Consider the following 23062-nt stretch of genomic DNA (forward strand, 5'->3'; position numbering starts at 1 on the left):
CTGTACCCGGAGAATAAAAAATGGAACGAGCCCGATTAGCCAGAGACATTATCGACACCTGCCTTGAGATGACCCGCATGGGGTTAAATCAGGGCACCGCCGGCAATATCAGCGTTCGCTATCGCGACGGCATGCTGATTACGCCGACCGGAATTCCCTACGAGCATCTGACCGAAGAGAGTATCGTCTATGTAGATGCACAGGGGCGACACGAAGAAGATAAACTGCCCTCCAGCGAATGGCGTTTTCATCAGGTTGTGTATCAGACCCGCCCGGATGCTAACGCCGTCGTCCATAACCATGCGGTTAACTGTACCGCCGTCTCGATACTGAACCGCCCCATTCCTGCTATTCACTATATGATTGCCGCCGCCGGGGGAAACTCCATTCCCTGCGCCCCTTACGCGACCTTCGGGACGCGCGCGCTGTCAGAGCATGTCGCGGTCGCATTACGCAATCGCAAAGCGACGCTATTACAGCACCACGGCCTGATAACCTGCGAAGAAAATCTTGAAAAGGCACTGTGGCTGGCGCAGGAGGTAGAGGTGCTGGCAAAACTCTACCTGGCCACGCTGGCGATAGTAGATCCCGTTCCGGTACTCAGTGACGATGAAATTGCCATTGTTCTTGAGAAATTCAAAAGCTACGGATTGCGCGTCGAGGCGTAATTTTTTATCCGGGGGTGCTTTTATCACACCCTCGTAATATCTCTTAAACAAACACCTATTTACCGCACTTATCACCCCGCCTAAACTATGGCCTGCTTTTTGGTAGAGGTGGTAATGAACGATTATAAAATGACGCCAGGCGAACTGCGTGCGACCTGGGGTTTAGGGACTGTTTTCTCGCTGCGGATGCTTGGCATGTTTATGGTCCTGCCCGTTCTGACCACATATGGCATGGCGTTACAGGGTGCCAGCGAAGCGCTGATTGGTCTGGCGATTGGTATCTACGGCCTGGCGCAGGCGATATTCCAGATCCCCTTTGGCCTGCTCTCCGACCGCGTAGGTCGCAAACCGCTGATTGTCGGCGGGCTGCTGGTGTTTGTACTTGGCAGCATCATCGCCGCCCTCTCCCACTCCATCTGGGGAATTATTCTTGGGCGCGCCCTGCAAGGTTCCGGGGCGATTGCCGCCGCCGTGATGGCGCTGCTGTCAGACTTAACCCGCGAGCAAAACCGCACCAAAGCCATGGCGTTTATCGGCGTCAGCTTCGGCGTCACGTTTGCCATTGCCATGGTGCTGGGGCCTGTTATCACTCATGCGCTCGGCCTGCACGCCCTGTTCTGGATGATTGCGGTGCTGGCGACCATTGGGATCGCACTCACGCTGTGGGTTGTGCCTGACAGTAAAAACCACGTCCTCAACCGTGAATCCGGGATGGTGAAAGGCTGCTTCAGCAAAGTCATCGCCGAGCCGCGCCTGCTTAAGCTGAACTTCGGCATTATGTGCCTGCACATTCTGCTGATGTCCACCTTCGTCGCCCTGCCCGGTCAACTTGCCGCAGCCGGTTTCCCGGCGGCAGAGCACTGGAAAATTTATCTGGTCACAATGCTGATCTCGTTTGTCTCCGTTGTGCCCTTCATTATTTACGCCGAAGTGAAGCGCAAAATGAAACGCGTCTTCGTGGGCTGCGTGGCGTTATTGCTGATTGCCGAGATTGTGCTGTGGGGCGCTGGCCCGCATTTCTGGGAACTGATCGCCGGCGTACAGCTGTTCTTCCTGGCGTTTAATCTGATGGAAGCCCTGCTGCCGTCGCTTATCAGCAAAGAGTCTCCGGCAGGATACAAAGGCACCGCGATGGGCATTTACTCCACCAGCCAGTTTCTCGGCGTGGCGATCGGCGGGTCGCTCGGCGGCTGGGTGGACGGTCTGTTTGACTCCCAGACCGTTTTCCTCGCCGGTGCGCTGCTGGCGATGCTCTGGCTGTTTGTTGCCAGCACCATGAAAGAGCCGCGCTATGTAAGTAGCCTGCGGGTAGAAATTCCCGATGACGTGGCAATCGGTGACGCGTTAAAACAGCGTCTGGAAGCGACAGAGGGCGTGAGCGAAGTGCTGATTGTCCCGGAAGAGCGCAGTGCGTATGTCAAAATTGACAGCAAAGTGACTAACCGCTTTGAGGTGGAGCAGGCGCTGAAGGCCTGAAAAAATGCCCGGTTTAGCCGGGCATGATTGTCTTAATCGCGGAAGTTTTTAAACTGGAATGGCTGACCGAGATCGCCGCCACGCACCAGCGCCATCACGGATTGCAGGTCATCACGGGATTTTCCGGTCACGCGGATCTCTTCACCCTGGATCTGCGCCTGCACTTTGAGCTTACTGTCTTTGATAAGCTTAACGATTTTTTTCTGTACCGCGCTCTCAATCCCCTGCTTCAGCTTCGCTTCCACAAACCAGGTTTTGCCGCTGTGAACAAAATCTTCCGGTACATCGAGTGAGGTCCCTTCAATGCCGCGCTTGAGCAGCTTGGCGCGCAGGATATCCAGCAACTGGTTGACCTGGAAATCAGACTCGCTCAGGACTTTGATCGTCTTGTTCGCGTCGTTCAGTTCAATGTTCGCCTCAACGCCACGAAAATCGAAACGTGACTCAACCTCACGGACAGCATTTTCTACGCCGTTACGCGCTTCCTGCAAATCAACTTCAGAAACAATATCGAAAGATGGCATCTTTTCTTCTCCCTTCATTTTTGTTGCGTTGCATAATACCCGCAACGAGGCATAACGAGAAGCTTAGCTGATGGCGCTATACTTAGCGTCATAGCACCTGGCGCCGTTGCAGGTGAGGAGGAACGATGAAAGTAACAGTGCTTGGATGCGGAGCCCTTGGCCAACTCTGGCTTACAGCGCTATGCAAACAGGGACACGACGTTCAGGGCTGGCTGCGAATTCCCCAGCCCTATTGCAGTGTGAACGTAATTGGTACAGACGGTTCAATTTTCAACGAGTCTTTGACGGCAAACGATCCGGAATTTCTTGCCACCAGTGATTTGCTGCTGGTCACGCTGAAGGCCTGGCAGGTCTCCGATGCGGTGAAAAGCCTGGCCGCCCAGTTACCTGAACGCACGCCAATCCTGCTGATTCACAACGGTATGGGTACCATTGAAGAGCTTAAATCTGTCCGGCAACCGCTTCTGATGGGGACAACCACCCACGCGGCACGTCGCGACGGTAACGTCATTATCCATGTTGCCAGTGGTATCACCCATATCGGTCCTGCGCGTGAACAGCCCGGCGATTACAGCTATCTTGCGGATACCCTGCAAAGCACGCTGCCTGACGTCGCCTGGCACAATAACATTCGCGCGGAACTGTGGCGCAAACTGGCGGTGAACTGCGCGATCAATCCGCTGACCGCCCTGCTGGATTGCCCTAACGGTGAGCTGCGCCAGCACCCCGATCGGGTAGCGCTGATTTGCCGGGAAGTTGCCGCCGTCATTGAACGCGAAGGCTACCACACCTCAGAGTCCGATTTACGTTATTATGTCGACCAGGTCATTGAGAGTACGGCAGAAAATATCTCCTCAATGTTGCAGGATATCCGGGCTATGCGGCATACCGAAATTGATTACATTACCGGTTATCTGTTAAAACGCGCCCGGGCACACGGTATTACCGTTGCGGAAAACAGCCGTCTGTTTGAGTTAGTAAAACGAAAGGAGAGTGAGTATGAGCGCATCGGCACTGGTATGCCTCGCCCCTGGTAGCGAAGAGACAGAAGCGGTCACCACCATTGATTTGATGGTGCGTGGTGGTATTAAGGTTACTACCGCCAGCGTCGCCAGCGACGGAAGTCTGGCGATTACCTGCTCGCGTGGGGTGAAGATCCTGGCGGATGCACCGCTTGTACAGGTGGCGGACGGTGATTACGACATGATCGTTTTGCCGGGTGGGCTGAAGGGTGCAGAGTGTTTCCGCGACAGCCCGCTGCTGGTTGAAACCGTTCGTCAGTTTCATCTTTCCGGGCGTATCGTCGCGGCAATCTGTGCGGCCGCGGGTACGGTGCTGGTTCCGCACGACATTTTCCCCATCGGCAATATGACAGGCTTCCCTGGCCTGAAGGACACAATTCCGGAAGACCAGTGGGTGGATAAACGCGTGGTCTGGGATCCGCGCGTTAACCTGCTCACCAGCCAGGGGCCGGGCACTGCCATTGATTTTGGCCTGAAGATAATTGACCTGCTGGTTGGGCGCGAAAAAGCGTACGAAGTGGCGTCATCGCTGGTGATGGCGGCGGGGATTTATAATTACTATGAAGAGTAGTGCATAAAAAAGCCGGGTGGCGGCTACGCCTTACCCGGCCTACAAATGCACGGTACCGTAGGCCCGGTAAGCGAAGCGCCACCGGGCGAGAAACTACGGGCGATACACCTTCACGTTCGCGAAGCCCTGCTCACGCAGATACAGCGCCTGCAAACGGCTCATGACCCCACGTTCGCACCACAGCAGATACGTTTTGCTCTGGTCGAGATCGCCAAACTGGGTGCTCAGCTTGTAGAACGGCAGCGAAACCACCTCGACGCCTTCCACCTGCAACGGCTTGTCATCCTGCTCATCAACAGAACGGATATCCAGAATCGTATCGTTAGCACCGAAGCCGCTGACCGTCTCCACCTCAACCACTTCCTGCTCGGTCTGCTGAGCGATCTCACGGATATCGATGTTGGACGCTTCCGCCACCACTTTTTCCAGGATGCTGAAATCGAAGTTCTCTTCTTCCGCTTCGATCTTCGCCTTCACCGCTTTGATGGTTGGACTTTTTGAGATCACACCGCAATATTCCGGCATGGTGCGGGCAAAATCTTCAGTACCTATTTTACGCGCCAGATCGATGATGTGCTCTTTATCGTGAGAGATCAGCGGACGCAGGATCAGCGTATCAGACACGTTATCGATAAGACGCAGGTTAGTCAGCGTCTGGCTGGAGACCTGCCCCAGCGCTTCACCGGTGACCAGCGCCTGCACGCCGTAGCGCTCAGCCACTTTGGACGCCGCACGCACCATCATACGCTTCAGCACCACGCCCATCTGGCCGTCGTCCACTTTTTCGAGGATTTCGCCGACCACCGGCTCAAAGTTGATCGCCACAAAACGCACGCGGTGAGAGCTGCCGAAGCGGTTCCACAGGTAATGCGCCACCTGACGTACGCCGATTTCATGCGCCGCGCCGCCCAGGTTAAAGAAGCAGTAGTGCACGCGGCAGCCGCGACGCATCAGCATATAGCTGGACACGCCGGAGTCGAAACCACCGGAGATCAGCGACAGCACATCTTCCTGAGTGCCGATAGGGAAACCGCCAATACCTTCGTAACGGCCCTTGACCAGCAGCAGGCGATCGTTTTCGATCTCAAGATTAACGGTGACGTCCGGGTTAGTCAGGCGCACGCGCGCCGTTTCAACGTGCTGGTTCAGACCACCACCGACGTAGCGCTCAACCTCAATAGAGCTAAACTCATGCTTACCCCGGCGCTTCACGCGCACGCAGAACGTTTTCCCTTCGATCTGGTCGCGGTACTGCACCAACGCCTTTTCGAAGATATCGTGCATATCGGTGAAGGGAACGTCTTCCACTTCCAGAATATGGTGAATACCCGGGATACGGGTCAGCGCGTCGCGAATATCAAGACGTTTGTTTTCGTCTTTCGCGCGGACTTCTACATGGTCCCAGTGACGCACCACGGCGAGCGTTTCGTCGTAGTGTTTTAATACGTTACGAATGTTCCCGGTGAGAATTTTAATAAAGCGCAAACGCACGGATTGGCTTTTGATAGTGATTTCAGGGAACAATTTAATGATAAACTTCATGGCGGCAATGTTTCTTAGGCAAGCTTATAAAGGCTTGTAGTGGAAAATGATACAGCAGCCCACACCCGTGGCTGCATCCAGGCGCGCAAGTATACCACCATCGCGCCACTCGCGTTATTTGATAATTGCCCCGAGTCCGTTACCATGTCAGGGCGAAAAATTTAAGAGTCAATTCACTATGCCGAAGAAAAACGACGCACCGGCCAGTTTCGAAACTGCGCTGAGTGAACTGGAGCAGATCGTTACCCGTCTTGAGAGTGGCGATCTCCCGCTGGAAGACGCGCTCAACGAATTTGAACGCGGCGTGCAGCTCGCGCGCCAGGGGCAGGTAAAACTCCAGCAGGCCGAGCAGCGTGTGCAGATCCTGCTTTCCGACAGCGAAGACGCTAAAACCACGCCATTCACACCGGACGCCGAGTAAATGGATTTTTCCAACGCGCTTCAGGCGCGCGTCATCCGCGCCAACGATGCGCTGCGCCGATTCATTGAGCCGCAGCCTTTTCAGAACACTCCACTGGTTGAAGCCATGCACTATGGCGCACTCTTGGGGGGTAAACGCCTGCGTCCGTTCCTGGTGTATGCCACGGGCAATATGTTCGGTATCAGCGATAACACGCTGGACGCCCCGGCAGCCGCCGTGGAGTGTATCCACGCCTATTCGCTGATCCACGATGATTTGCCGGCCATGGACGATGACGATTTGCGTCGCGGTCAGCCAACCTGCCATATCAAATTTGGCGAAGCGAATGCCATTCTGGCGGGGGATGCGCTGCAAACCCTGGCCTTCTCCATTCTGAGCGATGCGCCGATGGTTGAGGTGAGCGATCGCGATCGTCTGGCAATGGTGTCCGAACTGGCAATGGCCAGCGGCGTCGCCGGGATGTGCGGCGGCCAGGCGCTGGATTTGGAGGCTGAAGGTCGTCAGGTTACTCTGGAACAGCTGGAGCGCATCCACCGTCACAAAACGGGCGCACTGATTCGTGCAGCCGTTCGCCTGGGCGCGCTGAGCGCGGGTGAACGCGGGCGTAAAGCCCTGCCGGTTCTGGACAGATACGCAGAAAGTATCGGTCTGGCATTCCAGGTTCAGGATGACATTCTGGATGTGGTGGGCGATACTGCAACATTGGGAAAACGTCAGGGTGCGGATCAGCAGCTTGGCAAAAGTACCTACCCCGCCCTGTTGGGCCTTGAGCATGCCCAACGTAAAGCCCGGGATCTGATAGACGATGCCCGCCGGTCGCTGAATGAGCTGGCCGCGCAATCGCTGGATACCTCGGCACTGGAAGCGCTAGCGGACTACATAATCCAGCGTGATAAATAAACTATAAATCTCGATGAGCCTTTGATGAGTTTTGATATTGCCAAATACCCGACACTGGCGTTAGTTGACTCCACTCAGGAGTTACGTCTGTTGCCGAAAGAGAGTCTGCCGAAGCTGTGTGACGAGCTGCGTCGCTACCTGCTCGACAGCGTTAGCCGCTCCAGCGGCCACTTCGCCTCCGGACTTGGCACGGTTGAGCTGACCGTGGCGTTGCATTACGTCTATAACACGCCGTTCGATCAGCTGATCTGGGATGTAGGCCACCAGGCCTATCCGCACAAAATTCTGACCGGACGTCGCGATAAAATTGGCACCATTCGCCAGAAAGGGGGCCTGCACCCGTTCCCGTGGCGCGGCGAGAGTGAATATGATGTGTTAAGCGTCGGCCACTCTTCCACCTCCATTTCTGCGGGCATTGGTATTGCCGTTGCCGCCGAAAAAGAGAATAAACAACGCCGCACCGTCTGCGTGATTGGCGACGGGGCGATCACCGCCGGGATGGCCTTTGAGGCCATGAACCACGCGGGCGATATCAAACCGGACATGCTGGTGATCCTCAACGATAACGAAATGTCGATCTCCGAGAACGTCGGCGCGCTGAATAACCATCTGGCGCAGCTGCTGTCCGGCAAGCTTTACTCCTCACTGCGTGAAGGCGGTAAAAAAGTCTTCTCCGGCGTACCGCCGATTAAAGAGCTGCTTAAGCGTACCGAAGAACACATCAAAGGCATGGTCGTGCCGGGTACGCTGTTCGAAGAGCTGGGCTTTAACTATATTGGCCCGGTGGACGGCCACGATGTGCTGGGCCTGGTGACGACGCTTAAAAACATGCGCGACCTGAAAGGCCCGCAGTTCCTGCATATCATGACCAAAAAAGGGCGTGGTTACGAACCGGCGGAAAAAGATCCGATCACCTTCCACGCGGTGCCTAAGTTCGACCATACCAGCGGTTGTCTGCCGAAAAGCAGCGGCGGGATGCCAAGCTACTCAAAAATCTTTGGCGACTGGCTGTGCGAAACGGCGGCGAAAGACAACATGCTGATGGCGGTGACGCCTGCCATGCGTGAAGGCTCCGGCATGGTGGAGTTTTCCAAAAAATACCCGGACCAGTATTTCGACGTGGCTATCGCCGAGCAGCACGCGGTAACTTTTGCTGCGGGCCTGGCGATTGGCGGCTACAAGCCGGTGGTAGCGATCTACTCTACCTTCCTGCAACGCGCCTACGATCAGGTTATCCATGACGTTGCCATTCAGAAGCTGCCGGTGCTGTTTGCTATCGATCGCGCGGGCATTGTGGGGGCTGATGGCCAGACGCACCAGGGCGCGTTTGATCTCTCCTTCCTGCGCTGCATCCCTGATATGGTGATCATGACGCCAAGCGACGAAAACGAGTGTCGTCAGATGCTGTATACCGGTTACCACTATCAGGACGGCCCCTGCGCGGTACGTTATCCACGCGGTAATGCCCTTGGCGTTGAATTACAGCCGCTGGAAAAACTGGATATCGGTAAAGGTCTGGTGAAACGCCGTGGTGAAAAAGTGGCGATCCTGAACTTTGGTACGTTGATGCCGGAAGCGGCAAAAGTCGCTGAAAACCTGAATGCGACGCTGGTCGATATGCGCTTCGTGAAGCCGCTCGATGAATCTCTGATTCTGAGCATGGCGGAAAGCCATGACGTTCTGGTCACGCTGGAAGAGAACGCCATCATGGGTGGCGCGGGTAGCGGCGTGAACGAAGTGCTTATGGCGAACCGTAAAGCCGTTCCGGTGCTTAATCTCGGCCTCCCTGACCACTTCATCCCGCAAGGCACCCAGGATGAGGCGCGCGCCGACATTGGTCTGGACGCCGCCGGTATCGAAGCTAAAATCCGCACCTGGCTGGCCTGATCCCTCCCCTTTTCTGCTCCTGCTATGCTTAAACGTATTGTTTAAACAGCAGGAGCGGAACCATGCAATACACGACATTAGGAAAAACGGACCTTAAGGTGTCCCGGCTTTGCCTGGGATGCATGACGTTTGGCGAGCCTGACCGGGGAAATCATGCCTGGACGCTGCCGGAAGAGAGCAGCCGCCCTATCATCAAGCGCGCCATTGACGGCGGCATCAACTTCTTCGATACCGCCAACAGCTACTCAGACGGCAGCAGCGAAGAGATTGTGGGCCGCGCCCTGCGAGATTTTGCCCGTCGTGATGACGTTGTGGTCGCCACTAAGGTGTACTACCCGTCAGGCGATCTGGCGGAAGGCCTTTCTCGCGCGCAGATCCTGCGTTCCATTGATGACAGCCTCAGACGCCTGAACATGGATTACGTCGACCTGCTGCAAATCCACCGCTGGGATTACAACACCCCGCTCGAAGAGACGCTTGAAGCGTTGAACGACGTTGTGAAAGCCGGTAAAGCGCGCTACATCGGCGCATCGTCCATGCATGCCTCACAGTTTGCCCAGGCGCTCGATCTCCAGGCGCAGCACGGCTGGGCGCGCTTTGTCACTATGCAGGATCACTACAACCTGATTTACCGGGAAGAAGAGCGCGAGATGCTGCCGCTCTGCTACCGGGAAGGCGTGGCGGTGATCCCGTGGAGCCCGCTGGCGCGCGGAAGGTTAACCCGTCCGTGGGGGGAAACTACCGCCCGGCTGGTATCGGATGAAGTGGGTAAAAACCTGTATGACGATACAGAAGCCAGCGATGCGTTAATTGCCGAACGCTTAGCCGGGATCGCCGACGATATCGGTGCAACGCGCGCGCAGGTGGCGCTGGCGTGGCTGCTGAGCAAGCGCGGTGTCGCCGCGCCGATTGTGGGCACGTCGCGGGAAGAACAGCTGGATGAGTTGTTGAGTGCGGTGGACTTATCGTTGACGCCGGAGCAGATTGCCGAGCTGGAGACGCCGTATCAGCAGCATCCGGTGGTAGGGTTTAAGTAAACACTTGCCGGGTGGCGCTGCGCTTACCCGGCCTACAAATAAAGTGCGATCGTAGGCCGGGTAAGGCGAAGCCGCCACCCGGCAAAACACTCACCCAAAGTGATCGTACCCTTTCCAGTCAAGCGTAACCGGGGCGCCGTCGCGGACAAACAGCAACCCTTCACTTTCCGGCATTACCTGCCCGATGCAGGTAAATTTCGCCCCCAGATGCGCTAGCGCCACATCCAGCGTCCCGCGATTCAGCTCAGGCACGGTGAAGCACAGCTCATAATCTTCTCCACCGGATAACGCCCAGCGCAGCGCCTGTTCAGGTTCGACATGGCGAAGCAGTTGCTCCGACAGCGGGAACAGATCCAGGTCAACGCGTGCGCCCACGCCGCTGGCCTTCAGGATATGGCCGAGATCGGAGATCAGCCCGTCAGACAAATCGATAGCCGAACTGGCCCGCTCGCGCAGCGCCTGACCGTGCAGAATACGCGGCGTTGGCCGCAGATGGCGCTTCACCAGATACGCCGCATCGTCAGCCTCTTCAACCGTTAAACGGTTCTGAAGGATCGCCAGCCCTGCCGCGCTGTCGCCCGGCGTACCGGTCACGTAGATCCAGTCGCCTGGTTTTGCACCCGAGCGCTTCAGCGCGCGCCCGGCAGGCACATAGCCGTGGATTGCCAGGGTCATGGACAGCGGACCGGCGGTGGTATCACCGCCAATCAGCTGCATATCGTAATAATTCAGCTGTTCAAACAGGGCATCGCTGAAGGCTTCAAGCCAGGCTTCATCCACCTCCGGCAGGGTCAGAGCCAGCGTCAGCCAGGCCGGGTCGGCGCCTATTGCCGCCAGATCGCTGACGTTCACCGCCAGCGCTTTATACGCCAGATCGGCAGGATCGATATCCGGCAGGAAATGACGCCCACACACTAAGGTGTCGGTGCTGATTGCCAGCGTCTGTTTTTCGGGAATATTGAGAAGTGCGCAGTCATCGCCAATGCCGGTTTCAACATCAAGACGAGAGGTTCTGACACGGTCGAAATAACGGGCAATCAGGGAGAATTCGCCGCATGCCATACGTTATGCCTCAGCAAATTAAATAAAAAAACCGGAGCCGCACTGCCAAAAAGGCAATGCAAGACTCCGGTTTGCGGATCACTTTTTGTGGGGACGGATCGCAGGTGCGGCTTTATCCAGCACGCCGTTAACAAACTTGTGGCTGTCTTCAGCGCCGAAGGTTTTCGCCAGTTCGATCGCTTCGTTGATAGCCACTTTGTACGGCACATCATCACGTTTAGACAGCTCAAACAGCGCGATACGCAACACTGCTTTTTCGACCTGGCCCAGCTCTTCGAGCAGACGGGACAGGTATGGCTTCATCAGACCATCGAGATACGCGCTATTAGTCGCCACTCCCGACAGCAGTTCACGGAAGTACAGAACGTCAACGTCTTTCACGTCCTGTTCTGACAGGAACTGGTATTCAACATCAGCGATGTCGTTCTGGGACAACTGCCAGGAGTAAAGTGCCTGGACGGCACATTCACGGGCGCGGCGACGAGCAGCAGGTTTCACGGAATTCCCCTTACAAAAAAATCAGGCCTTGATGGCTTTCAATACATTGATCATTTCAAGCGCGGTCAGTGCAGCTTCTGCACCTTTGTTACCGGCTTTAGTGCCAGCACGTTCGATGGCTTGTTCAATACTTTCGGTGGTCAGCACGCCGAACGCGACAGGGATTTCAGCATCCTGTGCAACGTGTGCCAGACCGTTGCTTGCACCGCCCGCAACGTATTCGAAGTGCGCAGTGCCGCCACGAATAACGGTACCCAGCGCAATCACCGCGTCGTATTTACCGGTTTTCGCCAGCGCGCCCGCTGCCAGTGGCAGTTCGTAAGCACCTGGTACCCAAACGACGGTAATGTTGTCATCTTTAACCTGGCCGATACGTTTCAGGGCGTCAACCGCACCTTCCAGCAGGCTATCGTTGATGAAGTTGTTGAAACGCGCAATGGTGATGGCGACGCGAGCGTCCGGGGTAGCTACAGCAGCTTCAATAATGTTCATACTCTTCCTTTACGGGTTCATTTGGCCCCGCAGGGGGGCGGATTTTATCATAATACTTTGCGCACTGCTTCCCTATTTCAGGAGCAATTACGCTGTCGTTAAATGGAGGCAGACATCCGGGCCTACCGGACGAATCTCACTGAATGAGAGTTGCGGCGCATCGGCCAGTTTTTCAAGGCCGGGCAGCACAAACAGGCCGCGCGCGTCATTACCTAACAGTTTAGGCGCAACGTAGACGAGAAGCTCATCCACCAGCCCCGCCTGAAGCAGTGCGCCGGCGAGCGTCGGACCGGCTTCAACCCAGATGCTGTTGACCTGCTGTTTGCCGAGCAACATCATCAGCACCACGAGATCGAGATGCCCGTTATGTTCCGGCACCATAATGCTGCGCACGCCTTCCGGCCACTCGCGCGTATCTTCTTTGGTGCGGGCAATCCAGGTTTCACCCGGCTGCTGCACGATGCGGTGCTCCGGCGTCACGCGGTTCTGGCTATCAACAATAATGCGCAGCGGCTGACGCAGGTTCTCCTGCGGATAGAGCGCCTGCGTATCCGCATTCAGCTCTTCCCAGCGCACGGTCATGGCCGGATCGTCAGCCAGTACCGTTTCACTGCTGGTGAGAATAGCATGGCTTTGCGCGCGCAGACGTTGCACATCGCGCCTTGCCTGCGGCGAGGTGATCCACTTGCTCTCGCCGTTCGCCATCGCCGTGCGGCCATCCAGTGACGCGCCAAGCTTAAGCTGGATAAACGGGAAGCCGGTGCGCATACGCTTCAGGAAGCCTTTGTTGATGTTTTCGGCATCCTGCATCATCAGGCCGTGGCTGACGTCGATGCCTTCCTGTTGCAGACGATACAGCCCGCGGCCCGCCACCTGCGGATTAGGATCCTGCATGGCGGCGACAACGCGCGAGACGCCCGCCGCAATCAGCGCCTCACAGCACGGCGGCGTACGTCCGTGATGACTGCATGGCTCCAGCGTCACATAGGCCGTCGCGCCACGCGCTTTCTCACCTGCCATGCGCAGGGCATGCACTTCAGCATGCGGCTCGCCTGCGCGGTAGTGAAAACCTTCCCCCACGATCTCGCCATCTTTAACAATGACGCACCCGACATTGGGGTTAGGGTGAGTGGTAAACCGACCGCGCTGCGCCAGCTTCATGGCGCGCGCCATGTACATCTCATCGTGCATGGGCTTAATCCTGTAAGCGGGCGATCTCTTCGCCAAACTCTTTGATGTCTTCGAAGCTGCGGTAAACGGAGGCAAAGCGGATATAGGCGACTTTATCGAGCTTCTTCAGCTGTTCCATCACCAGATTGCCGATCATTTTGCTCGGCACTTCGCGCTCGCCTAACCCCCGCAGATAAGATTTAATATGGTTTAACGCCATTTCGACATCATCGGAGCTGACGGGCCGTTTTTCCAGCGCCTTGAGCATCCCGCTACGCAGTTTCTCTTCATTGAACGGTTCGCGCACATCGTTACTTTTTACCACGCGCGGCATTACCAGCTCTGCCACCTCAAAGGTGGTAAAACGCTCGTTGCACACCAGACACTGCCGACGACGACGCACGGAAGACCCTTCGCCTACAAGACGCGAGTCGATGACTTTGGTATCCACAGCGGAGCAAAATGGGCAATGCATACGATGTCCCTGTTATCTGGTTAACTGATTTCTATTTTACCCTGAACTGGCCCGACAACAAAGGAAGAGCTTTTTGAGACAAAGGATCTATGCCTGACGGCACTATCCTGTCTACCATTGCAGCAATCTGTGATTTCAAGGAATTAAACGCAATGACAAGACGTTACCTGAAAATAGTGCTGGTGGGGAGCCTGTTCACGCTCAGCGCCTGCGCACAGCAAAGCGAAGTCCGTGAGATGAAACAAAGCGTGAATACGCTTAACGTGGCGATGGACAAACTTAACAAAGAAACCGTGAAGATCACCCAGCAGAACGCGCTAAATGCCAAATCCAGCAATGGCGTTTATTTATTGCCAGGTGCAAACACGCCCGCGCGTCTGAACAGCCAGATTGGCACGCTAAAGATGTCTGTGGTGAATGTTGCAGCGAATGCCGATGGTACTCGCGCAACATTACGCATTCAGGGTGAGTCCAACGATCCGCTTCCCGCGTTCAGCGGCACCGTAGAGTGGGGCCAGATTCAGGGCACCACGGAGAGCTATCAGGAAGTGAACGTGAAGAATCAGCTCTTCACCGCCCCCGCCAGCACGCTGGCGCCGAGCGATGTTGATATCCCGCTCCAGCTGAGCGGACTGACCCCAGAACAGCTGGGCTTTATCCGTATTCACGACATTCAACCCGCCGCGCAATAACCCGCCCTTCTAGCGGAGTGAAATGTCACTCCGCTAACATTTACATTTCGTATGGATTGGCAACATAAATGATTGCCGCTACAATCCCGCCCGTCTAAAGTACGCAAACGTGAACGCAATCGATTACGTATGTGAGAGATATGTGAAACAACACATATTTTTGTGAGCAAGGATTCCTATAATAGGCTCCGCAGAAATACGAAATATTTAGAAACGCAATTCGCGCATTTTTCACTCCCGGAAGGGAATTTCAATCAGTGGCATGATTATGAAAAAAACATTACTCGCAGCCGGTGCAGTTCTGGCACTCTCCACCTCTTTCACTGTTAACGCAGCGGAAAACGACAAACCACAATACCTCTCCGACTGGTGGCATCAGAGCGTTAACGTTGTAGGCAGCTACCATACCCGTTTCGGACCGCAGATCCGTAACGATACCTACCTCGAGTACGAAGCATTCGCTAAAAAAGACTGGTTTGATTTCTATGGCTACATGGACGCACCGGTATTCTTCGGCGGTAACACCGACGCGAAAGGTATCTGGAACCACGGTTCCCCACTGTTCATGGAGATCGAACCCCGCTTCTCCATTGATAAACTGACCGGTACCAGTCTGGCGTTTGGTCCGTTCAAAGAGTGGTATTTCGCAAACAACTACATCTACGACATGGGTCGCAACAAGTCCGGTCGCCAGAGCACCTGGTACATGGGTCTGGGTACAGACATTGAGACTGGCCTGCCGATGAGCCTGTCCATGAACGTCTACGCAAAATACCAGTGGCAGAACTACGGCGCCGCGAACGAGAACGAGTGGGACGGCTACCGTTTCAAAGTGAAATACTTCGTGCCAATTACCCAACTGTGGGGCGGCAACCTGAGCTATATCGGCTTCACCAACTTTGACTGGGGTTCAGACCTGGGCGATAACGATTTCCGCGACCTGAACGGCAGAAAAGCGCGCACTAACGACTCCATCGCGTCCAGCCACATCCTGGCGCTGAACTACGATCACTGGCACTACTCTGTTGTTGCGCGTTACTGGCACAACGGTGGCCAGTGGAACGACGACGCCAGCCTGAACTTTGGCAACGGCGACTTCAGCGTTCGCTCTACCGGTTGGGGTGGTTACCTGGTCGTGGGTTACAACTTCTAATCAGTGCGGATTCCGCCCGGTGGCGCTACGCTTACCGGGCCTACGATCCGAATGTAGGCCGGGTAAGGCGTAGCCGCCCCCCGGCTTTTTACTGCCTCACCTTGCGCAAAAAATCTGCCAATGACCTGTCCGCACTCTCGCTAAACCGCCTCTCCGTCTGCACAATATTGAGGCATCGGTCGAGCCGGAAACAGCGGTAGTCATCGCGTCGCTCGCACCACGCAGCCAACAGCCAGTGCTCCCCCCAGAAGAACAGCCCAAGCGGCTGCACCTCACGCCAGGTTAACTGCCCGGCCTCATCACGATAATGCAGCGCCAGCACGCGCTGGGCGGAAATCGCCAGATCAGCCACGTCCATCTTCTCGCGCCGCAGCGCGACCTGCATCACCGACTCATAAAATTTGATGGCGCGATCCATATCGGCGACCGGAATTTCAAACCAGTTAATAACACTTTTCATACGTCCTCCTGCCTGCTGTTAGGGTTCAGAAGGAGTCTACGACAGGGCTCCTGACAGCATACTGTCAGGAGTGTTTGTGAGATGCAGACAAAAAAAATCCCGGCCAACAGGCCGGGATTTCGATACTACATAAGACTCTTACGGCAGAATGGACGGCTGATCCGCCCCTTCTTTCTCGACTTTCTGCTGGATCAGATGCTCGCGCTTCATGCCCAGCTTCAGCGCCAGTGCGGACGCGACGTAGATAGACGAGGCCGTACCGATAGACACACCGATCAGCATGGTCAGCGAGAAGCCTTCCAGCACCGGGCCACCGAACAGGAACAGCATCAGGATCACCATCAGGGTGGTGCCGGAGGTGATCAACGTACGGTGCAGCGTCTGGGTCAACGACACGTTAAAGATTTCGTACGGCGTGCCGCGACGGATCTTACGGAAGTTTTCACGAATACGGTCAGATACCACGATACTGTCGTTCAGTGAGTAACCGATAACGGACATCAGGGATGCCACAATCGTCAGGTCAATCTCAATGTGGAACAGAGACAGTATGCCCATGGTGATCACCACGTCGTGCGCCAGGGCGATAACCACGCCTGCCGCCAGTCGCCACTCAAAGCGGAAACCGACGTAAATCAGGATCGAGATCAGCGCCACCAGCAGCGCCATCGCACCGGTCTGCGCCAGGTCAGCACCAACGCTCGGGCCGACAAACTCAATACGCTTAACCGTTGCATCCTGGCTGGTCGTTTCGTTAATAACCTGGACGACCTTGCTGCCCAGCTCCTGGCTGCCGTTGGCATCGTGTACCGGCGGCATACGCACCATGATGTCGCGGCTGCTGCCGAAGTTCTGTAGCAGCGGCTCTTCAAAGCCCGCTTTTTGCAGAGACTCACGCATCTGGTCCATATCGACCGGTTTTTCCAGGGTAATTTCGATCACCGTACCACCGGTGAAATCCAGACCCCAGTTAAAGCCTTTCACGCCCATAATGACGATGGACAAGATCAGCAGAAAACCTGAAATGCCGAAGGCCCAGTAGTCCCAGCGCATAAAGTCCCAGACTTTACGGCCGTGGTTCAATTGTTCAACAGTATATTCCTGTGCCACAACGCACTCCTCAGATAGACAGCTTTTTGACGCGCTTGCCGCCGTACAGCAGGTTCACGATGGCACGGGTGCCGACAATAGCGGTAAACATCGACGTTGCGACACCGATACCGGTAGTAATCGCAAAGCCTTTGATCGCGCCAGTACCCACTGCATACAGGATAAGAACCTTAATCAGTGTTGTTACGTTCGCATCGAAGATGGAGCTGAACGCCCCTTTGTAGCCTTCTTCAATCGCCTGCTGTACAGAACGACCGTTGCTCAGCTCTTCTTTGATACGTTCGTTTATCAGTACGTTGGCGTCGACCGCCACCGCAAGGGTTAGAACGATACCCGCAATCCCCGGCATGGTCAGCGTCGCCCCCGGCAGCAGGGACATGATACCGATGATCAGCACCAGGTTGGCAATCAGCGCGGAGGTCGCAATCAGGCCGAACTTCTTATAGAAGAAGATCATGAAGATGATGGACACCGCCAGACCGGCCAGACACGCTTCCAGACCCTGTTTGATGTTCTGCATACCCAGGGTTGGACCGATGGTACGTTCTTCAACAATCTGAATTGGCGCAATCAGCGCACCGGCACGCAGCAGCAGAGAGAGCTGACGCGCTTCGTTCGGGTTGCTGATACCGGTAATACGGAAGCTGTTACCCAGACGAGACTGGATGTTGGCGATGTTAATCACCTCTTCCTCTTTCACCAGCACGGCACGGCCATTGGCGTCTTTCTTACCGCTGTCTTTGTACTCCACGAACAGGGTCGCCATCGGCTTGCCGATGTTGTCCTTGGTGAAGTTAGACATGATGTTGCCACCTGCGCTATCCAGCGAGATGTTAACCTGCGGCTGGTTGTACTCATCCTGGCTTGAAGTGGAGTCGGTGATATGGTCACCGGTCAGGATCACGCGTTTGTACAGCACAACAGGCTGGCCTTCGCGGGTCTGTTTCACTTCAGAATCGCCCGGCACACGGCCTGAAGCCGCAGCAGCCTGGTCGACATTGGAGTTAACCAGACGGAACTCCAGGGTCGCCGTCGCGCCCAGAATCTCTTTCGCACGGGCGGTATCCTGGATACCCGGCAGTTCGACCACGATACGGTCAGCACCCTGACGCTGTACCAGTGGCTCAGCCACGCCCAGCTGGTTTACACGGTTACGCAGAATGTTAATGTTCTGCTGAACGGCGTATTCACGTGCTTCACTCAGACGCGCGTCGGTCATTACCGCACGCAGCTGGTTGCTGCCCTGAGAGGTGATCACCAGATCGCGGTGACGCTGAGACAGATACGTCACAGCCTGATCGCGTGCCGCGCTGTCGCGGAACGTGATGCTCAGGCCGTAGTTATCTTCTTTACGTACGGTGGTGTACGGAATGCCCTTATCGCGCAGATCGCTGCGCAGGCTGTCGATATTCTGTTCCTGTAGCTTGCCGAGCGCGGTATCCATATCCACTTCCATCAGGAAGTGAACGCCGCCACGCAGGTCAAGACCCAGTTTCATTGGCTCTGCGTTCAGCGCAGCCAGCCAGCGTGGGGTTGCAGGAGCAAGGTTAAGCGCCACGACATATTTATCACCCAGCACGCCCATCAGCGCTTCACGTGCGCGGAGCTGCGTGTCGGTGGTGTCGAAGCGAGCAAGAATTGCGCCCTCTTCCAGTGCCACAGACTTAGCGGTAATTTTTTCTTCTTGTAACGTTTTCTGGACCTGGATCAGCGTTTGCTCACTGGCGGCGACACCGCGCGCGCCAGTGATTTGAACGGCCGGATCCTCACCATACAGGTTGGGAAGCGCGTACAGCAGGCCGACGATAATCACGACGACCAGCATGATGTACTTCCACAAAGGATAACGGTTTAACACGGCAGTTCCCTTTGGGAAAAGTTGGGATTACAGCGCCTTCATGGTGCCTTTCGGCAGAACGGCAGCTACGAAGTCACGTTTGATAACCACTTCAGTGGTGTCGTTGAGGGCGATAGCAATGTAGCCGTTTTCCGCTACTTTGGTTACGCGACCCACCAGGCCACCATTGGTCAGGACTTCATCGCCCTTCGCGATGGAGTTCATCAGGTTTTTGTGCTCTTTAGTACGCTTCTGCTGTGGACGCAGGATCATGAAGTAGAAGATCAGACCGAACACAACCAGCATCAGAATCAGAGACATCGGGCTGCCCTGCGCTGGTGCACCCGTTGCTGCTACCGCATCAGAAATAAAAAAGCTCATTCAAATTCCCTCATTATTAAAATTAATCAACGTTCAACGGTGGAACATCCCGCCCCTGACGTTGGTAGAAATCGGTCACGAAGCTCTCTAATTTACCCTCTTCGATAGCCTTACGTAAACCAGCCATTAAGCGCTGATAATAACGAAGATTATGAATGGTATTGAGACGCGCCCCCAAAATCTCGTTGCAACGATCGAGATGATGCAGATACGCGCGAGAATAATTGCGACAGGTATAGCAATCGCACTCGGAATCGAGCGGGCTGGTGTCACTCTTATGCTTCGCGTTACGGATTTTCACCACGCCATCGGTAACGAACAGATGACCGTTACGCGCGTTTCGGGTTGGCATAACGCAGTCGAACATATCAATGCCGCGACGTACGCCTTCCACCAGATCTTCTGGTTTACCCACACCCATCAGGTATCGTGGTTTATCCGCCGGGATTTGCGGGCAGACATGCTCCAGAATGCGGTGCATGTCTTCCTTCGGCTCACCCACAGCCAAACCGCCGACAGCGTAGCCATCAAAGCCTATCTCTACCAGACCTTTAACCGAGATATCGCGTAAATCTTCGTAAACGCTGCCCTGAATAATGCCGAACAGCGCATTTTTGTTTTGCAGGGCGTCAAAACGGTCGCGGCTACGCTTCGCCCAACGCAGGGACATCTCCATGGAACGCTTGGCGTAGTCCCAGTCCGCCGGGTATGGCGTACATTCGTCGAAGATCATTACGATATCGGAGCCGAGATCGTACTGAATCTCCATGGATTTTTCCGGATCGAGGAAGATTGGATCGCCGTTGATCGGGTTACGGAAGTGTACGCCCTGCTCAGTGATCTTACGGATATCGCCCAGGCTGAAGACCTGGAAACCGCCGGAGTCGGTGAGGATCGGGCCTTTCCACTGCATGAAATCGTGCAGATCGCCGTGGAGCTTCATAATCTCCTGGCCCGGACGCAGCCACAGGTGGAAGGTGTTGCCGAGGATAATCTGTGCGCCAGTGGCTTCAACTTCTTCCGGCGTCATTCCTTTTACGGTGCCGTACGTGCCCACAGGCATAAACGCGGGGGTTTCTACCACGCCGCGATCAAACACCAGACGACCGCGACGCGCGCGGCCATCGGTGGTATCGAGTTCAAATTTCATTTTTTCTCCGACGTCAGAAAAACAGTCCAACGTTGTAATACGGTGCCGCGGACTTATTCCCCGACACGCTCATTCAAAGCCTGCGGATTGTACGTGATAAACATCGCGTCACCGTAGCTAAAAAAGCGATATTTTTGTTCTACCGCAGACTTGTAGGCGTTCATCGTATGCTGATACCCCGCAAACGCGGAAACCAGCATAATCAGCGTCGATTCAGGCAGATGGAAGTTGGTCACCAGCGCATCAATGACTTTGTACTGATAGCCCGGGTAGATAAAGATCTGCGTATCGCCAAAGAACGGCTCAATCAGCTCGCTTTTCGCGGCCTGCGCAGCGCTCTCAAGGGAACGTACCGACGTTGTACCGACGGCCACGACGCGATTACCGCGCGCTTTCGCCGCCAGCACCGCATCCACAACCTCCTGTGGCACTTCGGCATACTCAGAGTGCATGATGTGGTCTTCGATGCTGTCCACGCGCACCGGCTGGAAGGTGCCTGCACCAACGTGCAGCGTCACGAACGCCATCTCAATGCCTTTCGCGCGCAGCTTTTCCAGCAGCGGTTCATCAAAGTGCAGGCCCGCCGTTGGCGCCGCCACCGCGCCAGGCTTCTGGCTGTAGACGGTCTGATACAGCTCGCGGTCGGCCTCTTCGTCCGGGCGCTCAATATACGGCGGCAGCGGCATGTGGCCGATGGCGTTGAGGATATCGAGCACCGTGCGCTCGTCGTTGAATTCCACTTCAAATAGCGCATCGTGACGCGCGGTCATGGTCGCTTTGATGCTCTCGTCATCCCCCAGCAGCAGTTCAGCGCCCGGCTTCGGCGCTTTAGAGGCGCGAATATGTGCCAGAATACGTTTATCATCGAGCATACGTTCGACCAGCACCTCAATCTTACCGCCGCTGGCTTTACGGCCAAACAGACGCGCCGGGATCACGCGGGTATTGTTAAAGACCAGCAGATCGCCAGGGTTGAGCTTGTCGAGCAGATCGGTAAAAGTACCGTGCTTCAGCGCGCCCGTTGGCCCGTCCAGTGACAGCAAGCGACAGCTGCTACGCTCAGGCATGGGGTAGTGAGCAATCAGGGATTCAGGTAGTTCAAAGGAGAAATCGGCGACGCGCATGACGTATACTCGTGACTTAAAAACAGGCGGCATAGTCTAGTGCTCACACCCTTTTGCTGCAACAACTAGCCGCCACCGGACAACGAAAACGCATGAATTTTCTCGCTCATCTGCATCTCGCTCATCTCGCGGACAGCTCCCTCTCCGGCAATTTGCTGGCCGATTTTGTACGCGGCAACCCCGCGGAAGCGTACTCCCCTGAGGTTGTCGACGGGATTTTTATGCACCGCCGCATCGACGTGCTGACCGATAACCTGCCGGAAGTGACGGAAGCCAAAGCCTGGTTCCGCCCCGAAACCCGACGCGTGGCGCCGATCACGCTCGACGTCATGTGGGATCATTTCCTGTCGCGCCACTGGTCCCGGCTGTCGCCTGATATGTCGCTGCCTGAGTTTGTGCGCTACGCCCACGCGCAGGTGTCGATCATTTTGCCGGACTCCCCGCCGCGCTTTGTGAATCTGAATAACTATCTCTGGTCTGAACGCTGGCTGGAGCGATACCGCGAGATGGATTTCATTCAGAACGTCCTGAACGGCATGGCGAGCCGTCGACCGCGTCTGGACGCGCTGCGCGACTCATGGCATGACCTGGATGAACATTATGATGCGCTGGAAACCCGCTTCTGGCAGTTCTACCCGCGTATGATGACGCAGGCGAAAAATAAAGAACTGTGAAGTCGGTTCGATTGATAGGTAAAAGCTGGTGGAACGATTGTTACCACCTCTTTGTCTTATTCCCGTACTGCCTCTATACTGGCCCGCGTTGCGTTCCAAATAACCTTAGTATCTACAGGAGAATCATATGGTTCTGGTAACTCGTCCGGCTCCGGATTTTACAGCTGCCGCCGTTCTGGGCAATGGTGAAATCGTTGAAAACTTCAACTTCAAACAGCACACCAACGGTAAAGCGACCGTTCTGTTCTTCTGGCCAATGGACTTCACTTTCGTTTGCCCGTCTGAGCTGATCGCGTTCGACAAACGTTACGAAGAATTCCAGAAGCGTGGCGTGGAAGTGGTTGGCGTCTCCTTCGACTCTGAATTTGTACACAACGCATGGCGTAACACCCCTGTCGAAAACGGCGGCATCGGTGCAGTGAAATACGCGATGGTTGCGGACATCAAACGCGAAATCCAGCAGGCTTACGGTATCGAACATCCGGACGCTGGCGTTGCACTGCGTGGTTCTTTCCTGATCGACGCGAACGGCATCGTTCGTCACCAGGTTGTGAACGATCTGCCGCTGGGTCGTAACATCGACGAAATGCTGCGCATGGTTGACGCGCTCCAGTTCCACGAAGAGCATGGTGAAGTGTGCCCGGCTCAGTGGGAAAAAGGTAAAGAAGGTATGGCGGCTTCCCCAGACGGCGTAGCTAAATACCTGTCTGAGAACGTATCCAGCCTGTAATCGGCA

General features: G+C 55.6%; 25 protein-coding genes. 12 read left to right on the forward strand and 13 right to left on the reverse strand.

Annotated elements, in window-relative coordinates; all coding sequences use genetic code 11:
- The first annotated feature begins 20 nt into the window (after window positions 1-20).
- Window positions 21-668, forward strand: a complete 648-nt coding sequence (gene fucA / locus INF61_RS09390) for an L-fuculose-phosphate aldolase (RefSeq protein ID WP_033486681.1) — start codon at window positions 21-23, stop codon at window positions 666-668.
- 114 nt (window positions 669-782) lie between these two features.
- Window positions 783-2144 carry an MFS transporter gene (locus INF61_RS09395; RefSeq protein ID WP_017694418.1) on the forward strand — a complete coding sequence of 454 codons (1362 nt, stop codon included), beginning with the start codon at window positions 783-785 and terminating at the stop codon, window positions 2142-2144.
- Window positions 2145-2176: 32 nt separating this feature from the next.
- On the opposite strand, the gene INF61_RS09400 is transcribed toward INF61_RS09395, so the two are convergent.
- A complete protein-coding gene (locus INF61_RS09400) occupies window positions 2177-2668 on the reverse strand; it encodes a YajQ family cyclic di-GMP-binding protein (protein WP_045907203.1) in 492 nt (163 codons plus the stop codon).
- 125 nt (window positions 2669-2793) lie between these two features.
- Here INF61_RS09400 and panE point away from each other — a divergent pair, with 125 nt between their 5' ends.
- Both panE and yajL read left to right on the forward strand, forming a co-directional pair.
- On the forward strand, window positions 2794-3705 hold the full coding sequence (gene panE / locus INF61_RS09405) for a 2-dehydropantoate 2-reductase (protein ID WP_032647423.1): 912 nt from the start codon (window positions 2794-2796) through the stop codon (window positions 3703-3705).
- A complete protein-coding gene (gene yajL / locus INF61_RS09410; protein ID WP_063138394.1) occupies window positions 3668-4261 on the forward strand; it encodes a protein deglycase YajL in 594 nt (197 codons plus the stop codon). The genes panE and yajL overlap by 38 nt, the downstream gene beginning before the upstream one ends.
- A 93-nt stretch (window positions 4262-4354) precedes the next feature.
- On the opposite strand, the gene thiI is transcribed toward yajL, so the two are convergent.
- Complete coding sequence (gene thiI, locus INF61_RS09415; protein ID WP_006809903.1) at window positions 4355-5803, reverse strand: tRNA uracil 4-sulfurtransferase ThiI; 1449 nt, start codon at window positions 5801-5803, stop codon at window positions 4355-4357.
- Between the two features lie 178 nt (window positions 5804-5981).
- Here thiI and xseB point away from each other — a divergent pair, with 178 nt between their 5' ends.
- The 4 genes from xseB (at window position 5982) to INF61_RS09435 (ending at window position 10048) form a co-directional block, all read left to right on the forward strand.
- A complete protein-coding gene (xseB, locus tag INF61_RS09420; protein ID WP_003859094.1) occupies window positions 5982-6224 on the forward strand; it encodes an exodeoxyribonuclease VII small subunit in 243 nt (80 codons plus the stop codon).
- Entirely contained in the window at window positions 6225-7124 is a 900-nt protein-coding gene (ispA, locus tag INF61_RS09425; protein ID WP_017383172.1) for a (2E,6E)-farnesyl diphosphate synthase, read from the forward strand. It abuts the gene before it with no gap.
- Between the two features lie 24 nt (window positions 7125-7148).
- A complete protein-coding gene (gene dxs, locus INF61_RS09430) occupies window positions 7149-9011 on the forward strand; it encodes a 1-deoxy-D-xylulose-5-phosphate synthase (protein ID WP_015571294.1) in 1863 nt (620 codons plus the stop codon).
- Window positions 9012-9073: 62 nt separating this feature from the next.
- Complete coding sequence (locus INF61_RS09435) at window positions 9074-10048, forward strand: aldo/keto reductase (protein WP_193547719.1); 975 nt, start codon at window positions 9074-9076, stop codon at window positions 10046-10048.
- Between the two features lie 90 nt (window positions 10049-10138).
- Here the strand turns inward: INF61_RS09435 and thiL are convergent, their stop codons facing one another.
- The 5 genes from thiL to nrdR all read right to left on the reverse strand — a co-directional run bounded on the left by thiL (window position 10139) and on the right by nrdR (window position 13745).
- Entirely contained in the window at window positions 10139-11110 is a 972-nt protein-coding gene (thiL, locus tag INF61_RS09440) for a thiamine-phosphate kinase (RefSeq protein ID WP_193547720.1), read from the reverse strand.
- A gap of 78 nt (window positions 11111-11188) precedes the next feature.
- Window positions 11189-11608: a transcription antitermination factor NusB gene (gene nusB, locus INF61_RS09445; RefSeq protein ID WP_006809908.1), complete on the reverse strand. Its 420-nt coding sequence runs from the start codon at window positions 11606-11608 to the stop codon at window positions 11189-11191.
- A gap of 21 nt (window positions 11609-11629) precedes the next feature.
- The gene (gene ribE, locus INF61_RS09450; RefSeq protein ID WP_003859098.1) at window positions 11630-12100 is read right to left on the reverse strand and encodes a 6,7-dimethyl-8-ribityllumazine synthase; all 471 of its coding nucleotides are present in this window, start codon (window positions 12098-12100) and stop codon (window positions 11630-11632) included.
- A gap of 87 nt (window positions 12101-12187) precedes the next feature.
- Window positions 12188-13291: a bifunctional diaminohydroxyphosphoribosylaminopyrimidine deaminase/5-amino-6-(5-phosphoribosylamino)uracil reductase RibD gene (ribD, locus tag INF61_RS09455; protein WP_126495329.1), complete on the reverse strand. Its 1104-nt coding sequence runs from the start codon at window positions 13289-13291 to the stop codon at window positions 12188-12190.
- Between the two features lie 4 nt (window positions 13292-13295).
- Entirely contained in the window at window positions 13296-13745 is a 450-nt protein-coding gene (gene nrdR / locus INF61_RS09460) for a transcriptional regulator NrdR (RefSeq protein WP_003859099.1), read from the reverse strand.
- A 152-nt stretch (window positions 13746-13897) separates the two neighbouring features.
- Here nrdR and INF61_RS09465 point away from each other — a divergent pair, with 152 nt between their 5' ends.
- Together INF61_RS09465 and INF61_RS09470 are read left to right on the forward strand one after the other, a co-directional pair.
- On the forward strand, window positions 13898-14437 hold the full coding sequence (locus INF61_RS09465; RefSeq protein ID WP_032649957.1) for a DUF3251 domain-containing protein: 540 nt from the start codon (window positions 13898-13900) through the stop codon (window positions 14435-14437).
- 268 nt (window positions 14438-14705) lie between these two features.
- Window positions 14706-15590, forward strand: coding sequence for a nucleoside-specific channel-forming protein Tsx (locus tag INF61_RS09470; RefSeq protein ID WP_026080602.1), 885 nt, complete (start codon window positions 14706-14708; stop codon window positions 15588-15590).
- A gap of 88 nt (window positions 15591-15678) precedes the next feature.
- On the opposite strand, the gene INF61_RS09475 is transcribed toward INF61_RS09470, so the two are convergent.
- The 6 genes from INF61_RS09475 to queA all read right to left on the reverse strand — a co-directional run bounded on the left by INF61_RS09475 (window position 15679) and on the right by queA (window position 21652).
- The gene (locus tag INF61_RS09475; protein WP_227413468.1) at window positions 15679-16050 is read right to left on the reverse strand and encodes a WYL domain-containing protein; all 372 of its coding nucleotides are present in this window, start codon (window positions 16048-16050) and stop codon (window positions 15679-15681) included.
- Between the two features lie 138 nt (window positions 16051-16188).
- Window positions 16189-17160, reverse strand: a complete 972-nt coding sequence (gene secF, locus INF61_RS09480; protein ID WP_003859105.1) for a protein translocase subunit SecF — start codon at window positions 17158-17160, stop codon at window positions 16189-16191.
- Between the two features lie 10 nt (window positions 17161-17170).
- Window positions 17171-19018, reverse strand: a complete 1848-nt coding sequence (gene secD, locus INF61_RS09485) for a protein translocase subunit SecD (RefSeq protein ID WP_017383164.1) — start codon at window positions 19016-19018, stop codon at window positions 17171-17173.
- Between the two features lie 27 nt (window positions 19019-19045).
- Window positions 19046-19378 (reverse strand): preprotein translocase subunit YajC, encoded by a 333-nt coding sequence (gene yajC / locus INF61_RS09490; protein ID WP_003859109.1) that lies wholly within the window; start codon window positions 19376-19378, stop codon window positions 19046-19048.
- A 22-nt stretch (window positions 19379-19400) separates the two neighbouring features.
- Window positions 19401-20528: a tRNA guanosine(34) transglycosylase Tgt gene (gene tgt / locus INF61_RS09495; protein ID WP_015571303.1), complete on the reverse strand. Its 1128-nt coding sequence runs from the start codon at window positions 20526-20528 to the stop codon at window positions 19401-19403.
- Window positions 20529-20581: 53 nt separating this feature from the next.
- Complete coding sequence (gene queA / locus INF61_RS09500; protein WP_193547721.1) at window positions 20582-21652, reverse strand: tRNA preQ1(34) S-adenosylmethionine ribosyltransferase-isomerase QueA; 1071 nt, start codon at window positions 21650-21652, stop codon at window positions 20582-20584.
- A gap of 92 nt (window positions 21653-21744) precedes the next feature.
- Here queA and acpH point away from each other — a divergent pair, with 92 nt between their 5' ends.
- Window positions 21745-22326: an ACP phosphodiesterase gene (gene acpH / locus INF61_RS09505; RefSeq protein WP_015571305.1), complete on the forward strand. Its 582-nt coding sequence runs from the start codon at window positions 21745-21747 to the stop codon at window positions 22324-22326.
- A gap of 127 nt (window positions 22327-22453) precedes the next feature.
- Window positions 22454-23056 (forward strand): peroxiredoxin C, encoded by a 603-nt coding sequence (locus INF61_RS09510; RefSeq protein WP_003859113.1) that lies wholly within the window; start codon window positions 22454-22456, stop codon window positions 23054-23056.
- The last annotated feature ends 6 nt before the right edge of the window (window positions 23057-23062 follow it).

The sequence above is a fragment of the Enterobacter cloacae complex sp. P18RS genome (assembly GCF_014982105.1).
Taxonomy (GTDB): Bacteria; Pseudomonadota; Gammaproteobacteria; order Enterobacterales; family Enterobacteriaceae; genus Enterobacter; species Enterobacter hormaechei_C.

What these genes read in the sequence shown, in the direction of transcription:
- fucA (WP_033486681.1), top strand. Translation starts at nt 21, where the DNA reads ATGGAACGAGCCCGATTAGCCAGAGACATTATCGACACCTGCCTTGAG.
- INF61_RS09395 (WP_017694418.1), top strand. Translation starts at nt 783, where the DNA reads ATGAACGATTATAAAATGACGCCAGGCGAACTGCGTGCGACCTGGGGT.
- INF61_RS09400 (WP_045907203.1), bottom strand. Translation starts at nt 2,668, where the DNA reads ATGCCATCTTTCGATATTGTTTCTGAAGTTGATTTGCAGGAAGCGCGT.
- panE (WP_032647423.1), top strand. Translation starts at nt 2,794, where the DNA reads ATGAAAGTAACAGTGCTTGGATGCGGAGCCCTTGGCCAACTCTGGCTT.
- yajL (WP_063138394.1), top strand. Translation starts at nt 3,668, where the DNA reads ATGAGCGCATCGGCACTGGTATGCCTCGCCCCTGGTAGCGAAGAGACA.
- thiI (WP_006809903.1), bottom strand. Translation starts at nt 5,803, where the DNA reads ATGAAGTTTATCATTAAATTGTTCCCTGAAATCACTATCAAAAGCCAA.
- xseB (WP_003859094.1), top strand. Translation starts at nt 5,982, where the DNA reads ATGCCGAAGAAAAACGACGCACCGGCCAGTTTCGAAACTGCGCTGAGT.
- ispA (WP_017383172.1), top strand. Translation starts at nt 6,225, where the DNA reads ATGGATTTTTCCAACGCGCTTCAGGCGCGCGTCATCCGCGCCAACGAT.
- dxs (WP_015571294.1), top strand. Translation starts at nt 7,149, where the DNA reads ATGAGTTTTGATATTGCCAAATACCCGACACTGGCGTTAGTTGACTCC.
- INF61_RS09435 (WP_193547719.1), top strand. Translation starts at nt 9,074, where the DNA reads ATGCAATACACGACATTAGGAAAAACGGACCTTAAGGTGTCCCGGCTT.
- thiL (WP_193547720.1), bottom strand. Translation starts at nt 11,110, where the DNA reads ATGGCATGCGGCGAATTCTCCCTGATTGCCCGTTATTTCGACCGTGTC.
- ribE (WP_003859098.1), bottom strand. Translation starts at nt 12,100, where the DNA reads ATGAACATTATTGAAGCTGCTGTAGCTACCCCGGACGCTCGCGTCGCC.
- ribD (WP_126495329.1), bottom strand. Translation starts at nt 13,291, where the DNA reads ATGCACGATGAGATGTACATGGCGCGCGCCATGAAGCTGGCGCAGCGC.
- nrdR (WP_003859099.1), bottom strand. Translation starts at nt 13,745, where the DNA reads ATGCATTGCCCATTTTGCTCCGCTGTGGATACCAAAGTCATCGACTCG.
- INF61_RS09465 (WP_032649957.1), top strand. Translation starts at nt 13,898, where the DNA reads ATGACAAGACGTTACCTGAAAATAGTGCTGGTGGGGAGCCTGTTCACG.
- INF61_RS09470 (WP_026080602.1), top strand. Translation starts at nt 14,706, where the DNA reads ATGAAAAAAACATTACTCGCAGCCGGTGCAGTTCTGGCACTCTCCACC.
- INF61_RS09475 (WP_227413468.1), bottom strand. Translation starts at nt 16,050, where the DNA reads ATGAAAAGTGTTATTAACTGGTTTGAAATTCCGGTCGCCGATATGGAT.
- yajC (WP_003859109.1), bottom strand. Translation starts at nt 19,378, where the DNA reads ATGAGCTTTTTTATTTCTGATGCGGTAGCAGCAACGGGTGCACCAGCG.
- tgt (WP_015571303.1), bottom strand. Translation starts at nt 20,528, where the DNA reads ATGAAATTTGAACTCGATACCACCGATGGCCGCGCGCGTCGCGGTCGT.
- queA (WP_193547721.1), bottom strand. Translation starts at nt 21,652, where the DNA reads ATGCGCGTCGCCGATTTCTCCTTTGAACTACCTGAATCCCTGATTGCT.
- acpH (WP_015571305.1), top strand. Translation starts at nt 21,745, where the DNA reads ATGAATTTTCTCGCTCATCTGCATCTCGCTCATCTCGCGGACAGCTCC.
- INF61_RS09510 (WP_003859113.1), top strand. Translation starts at nt 22,454, where the DNA reads ATGGTTCTGGTAACTCGTCCGGCTCCGGATTTTACAGCTGCCGCCGTT.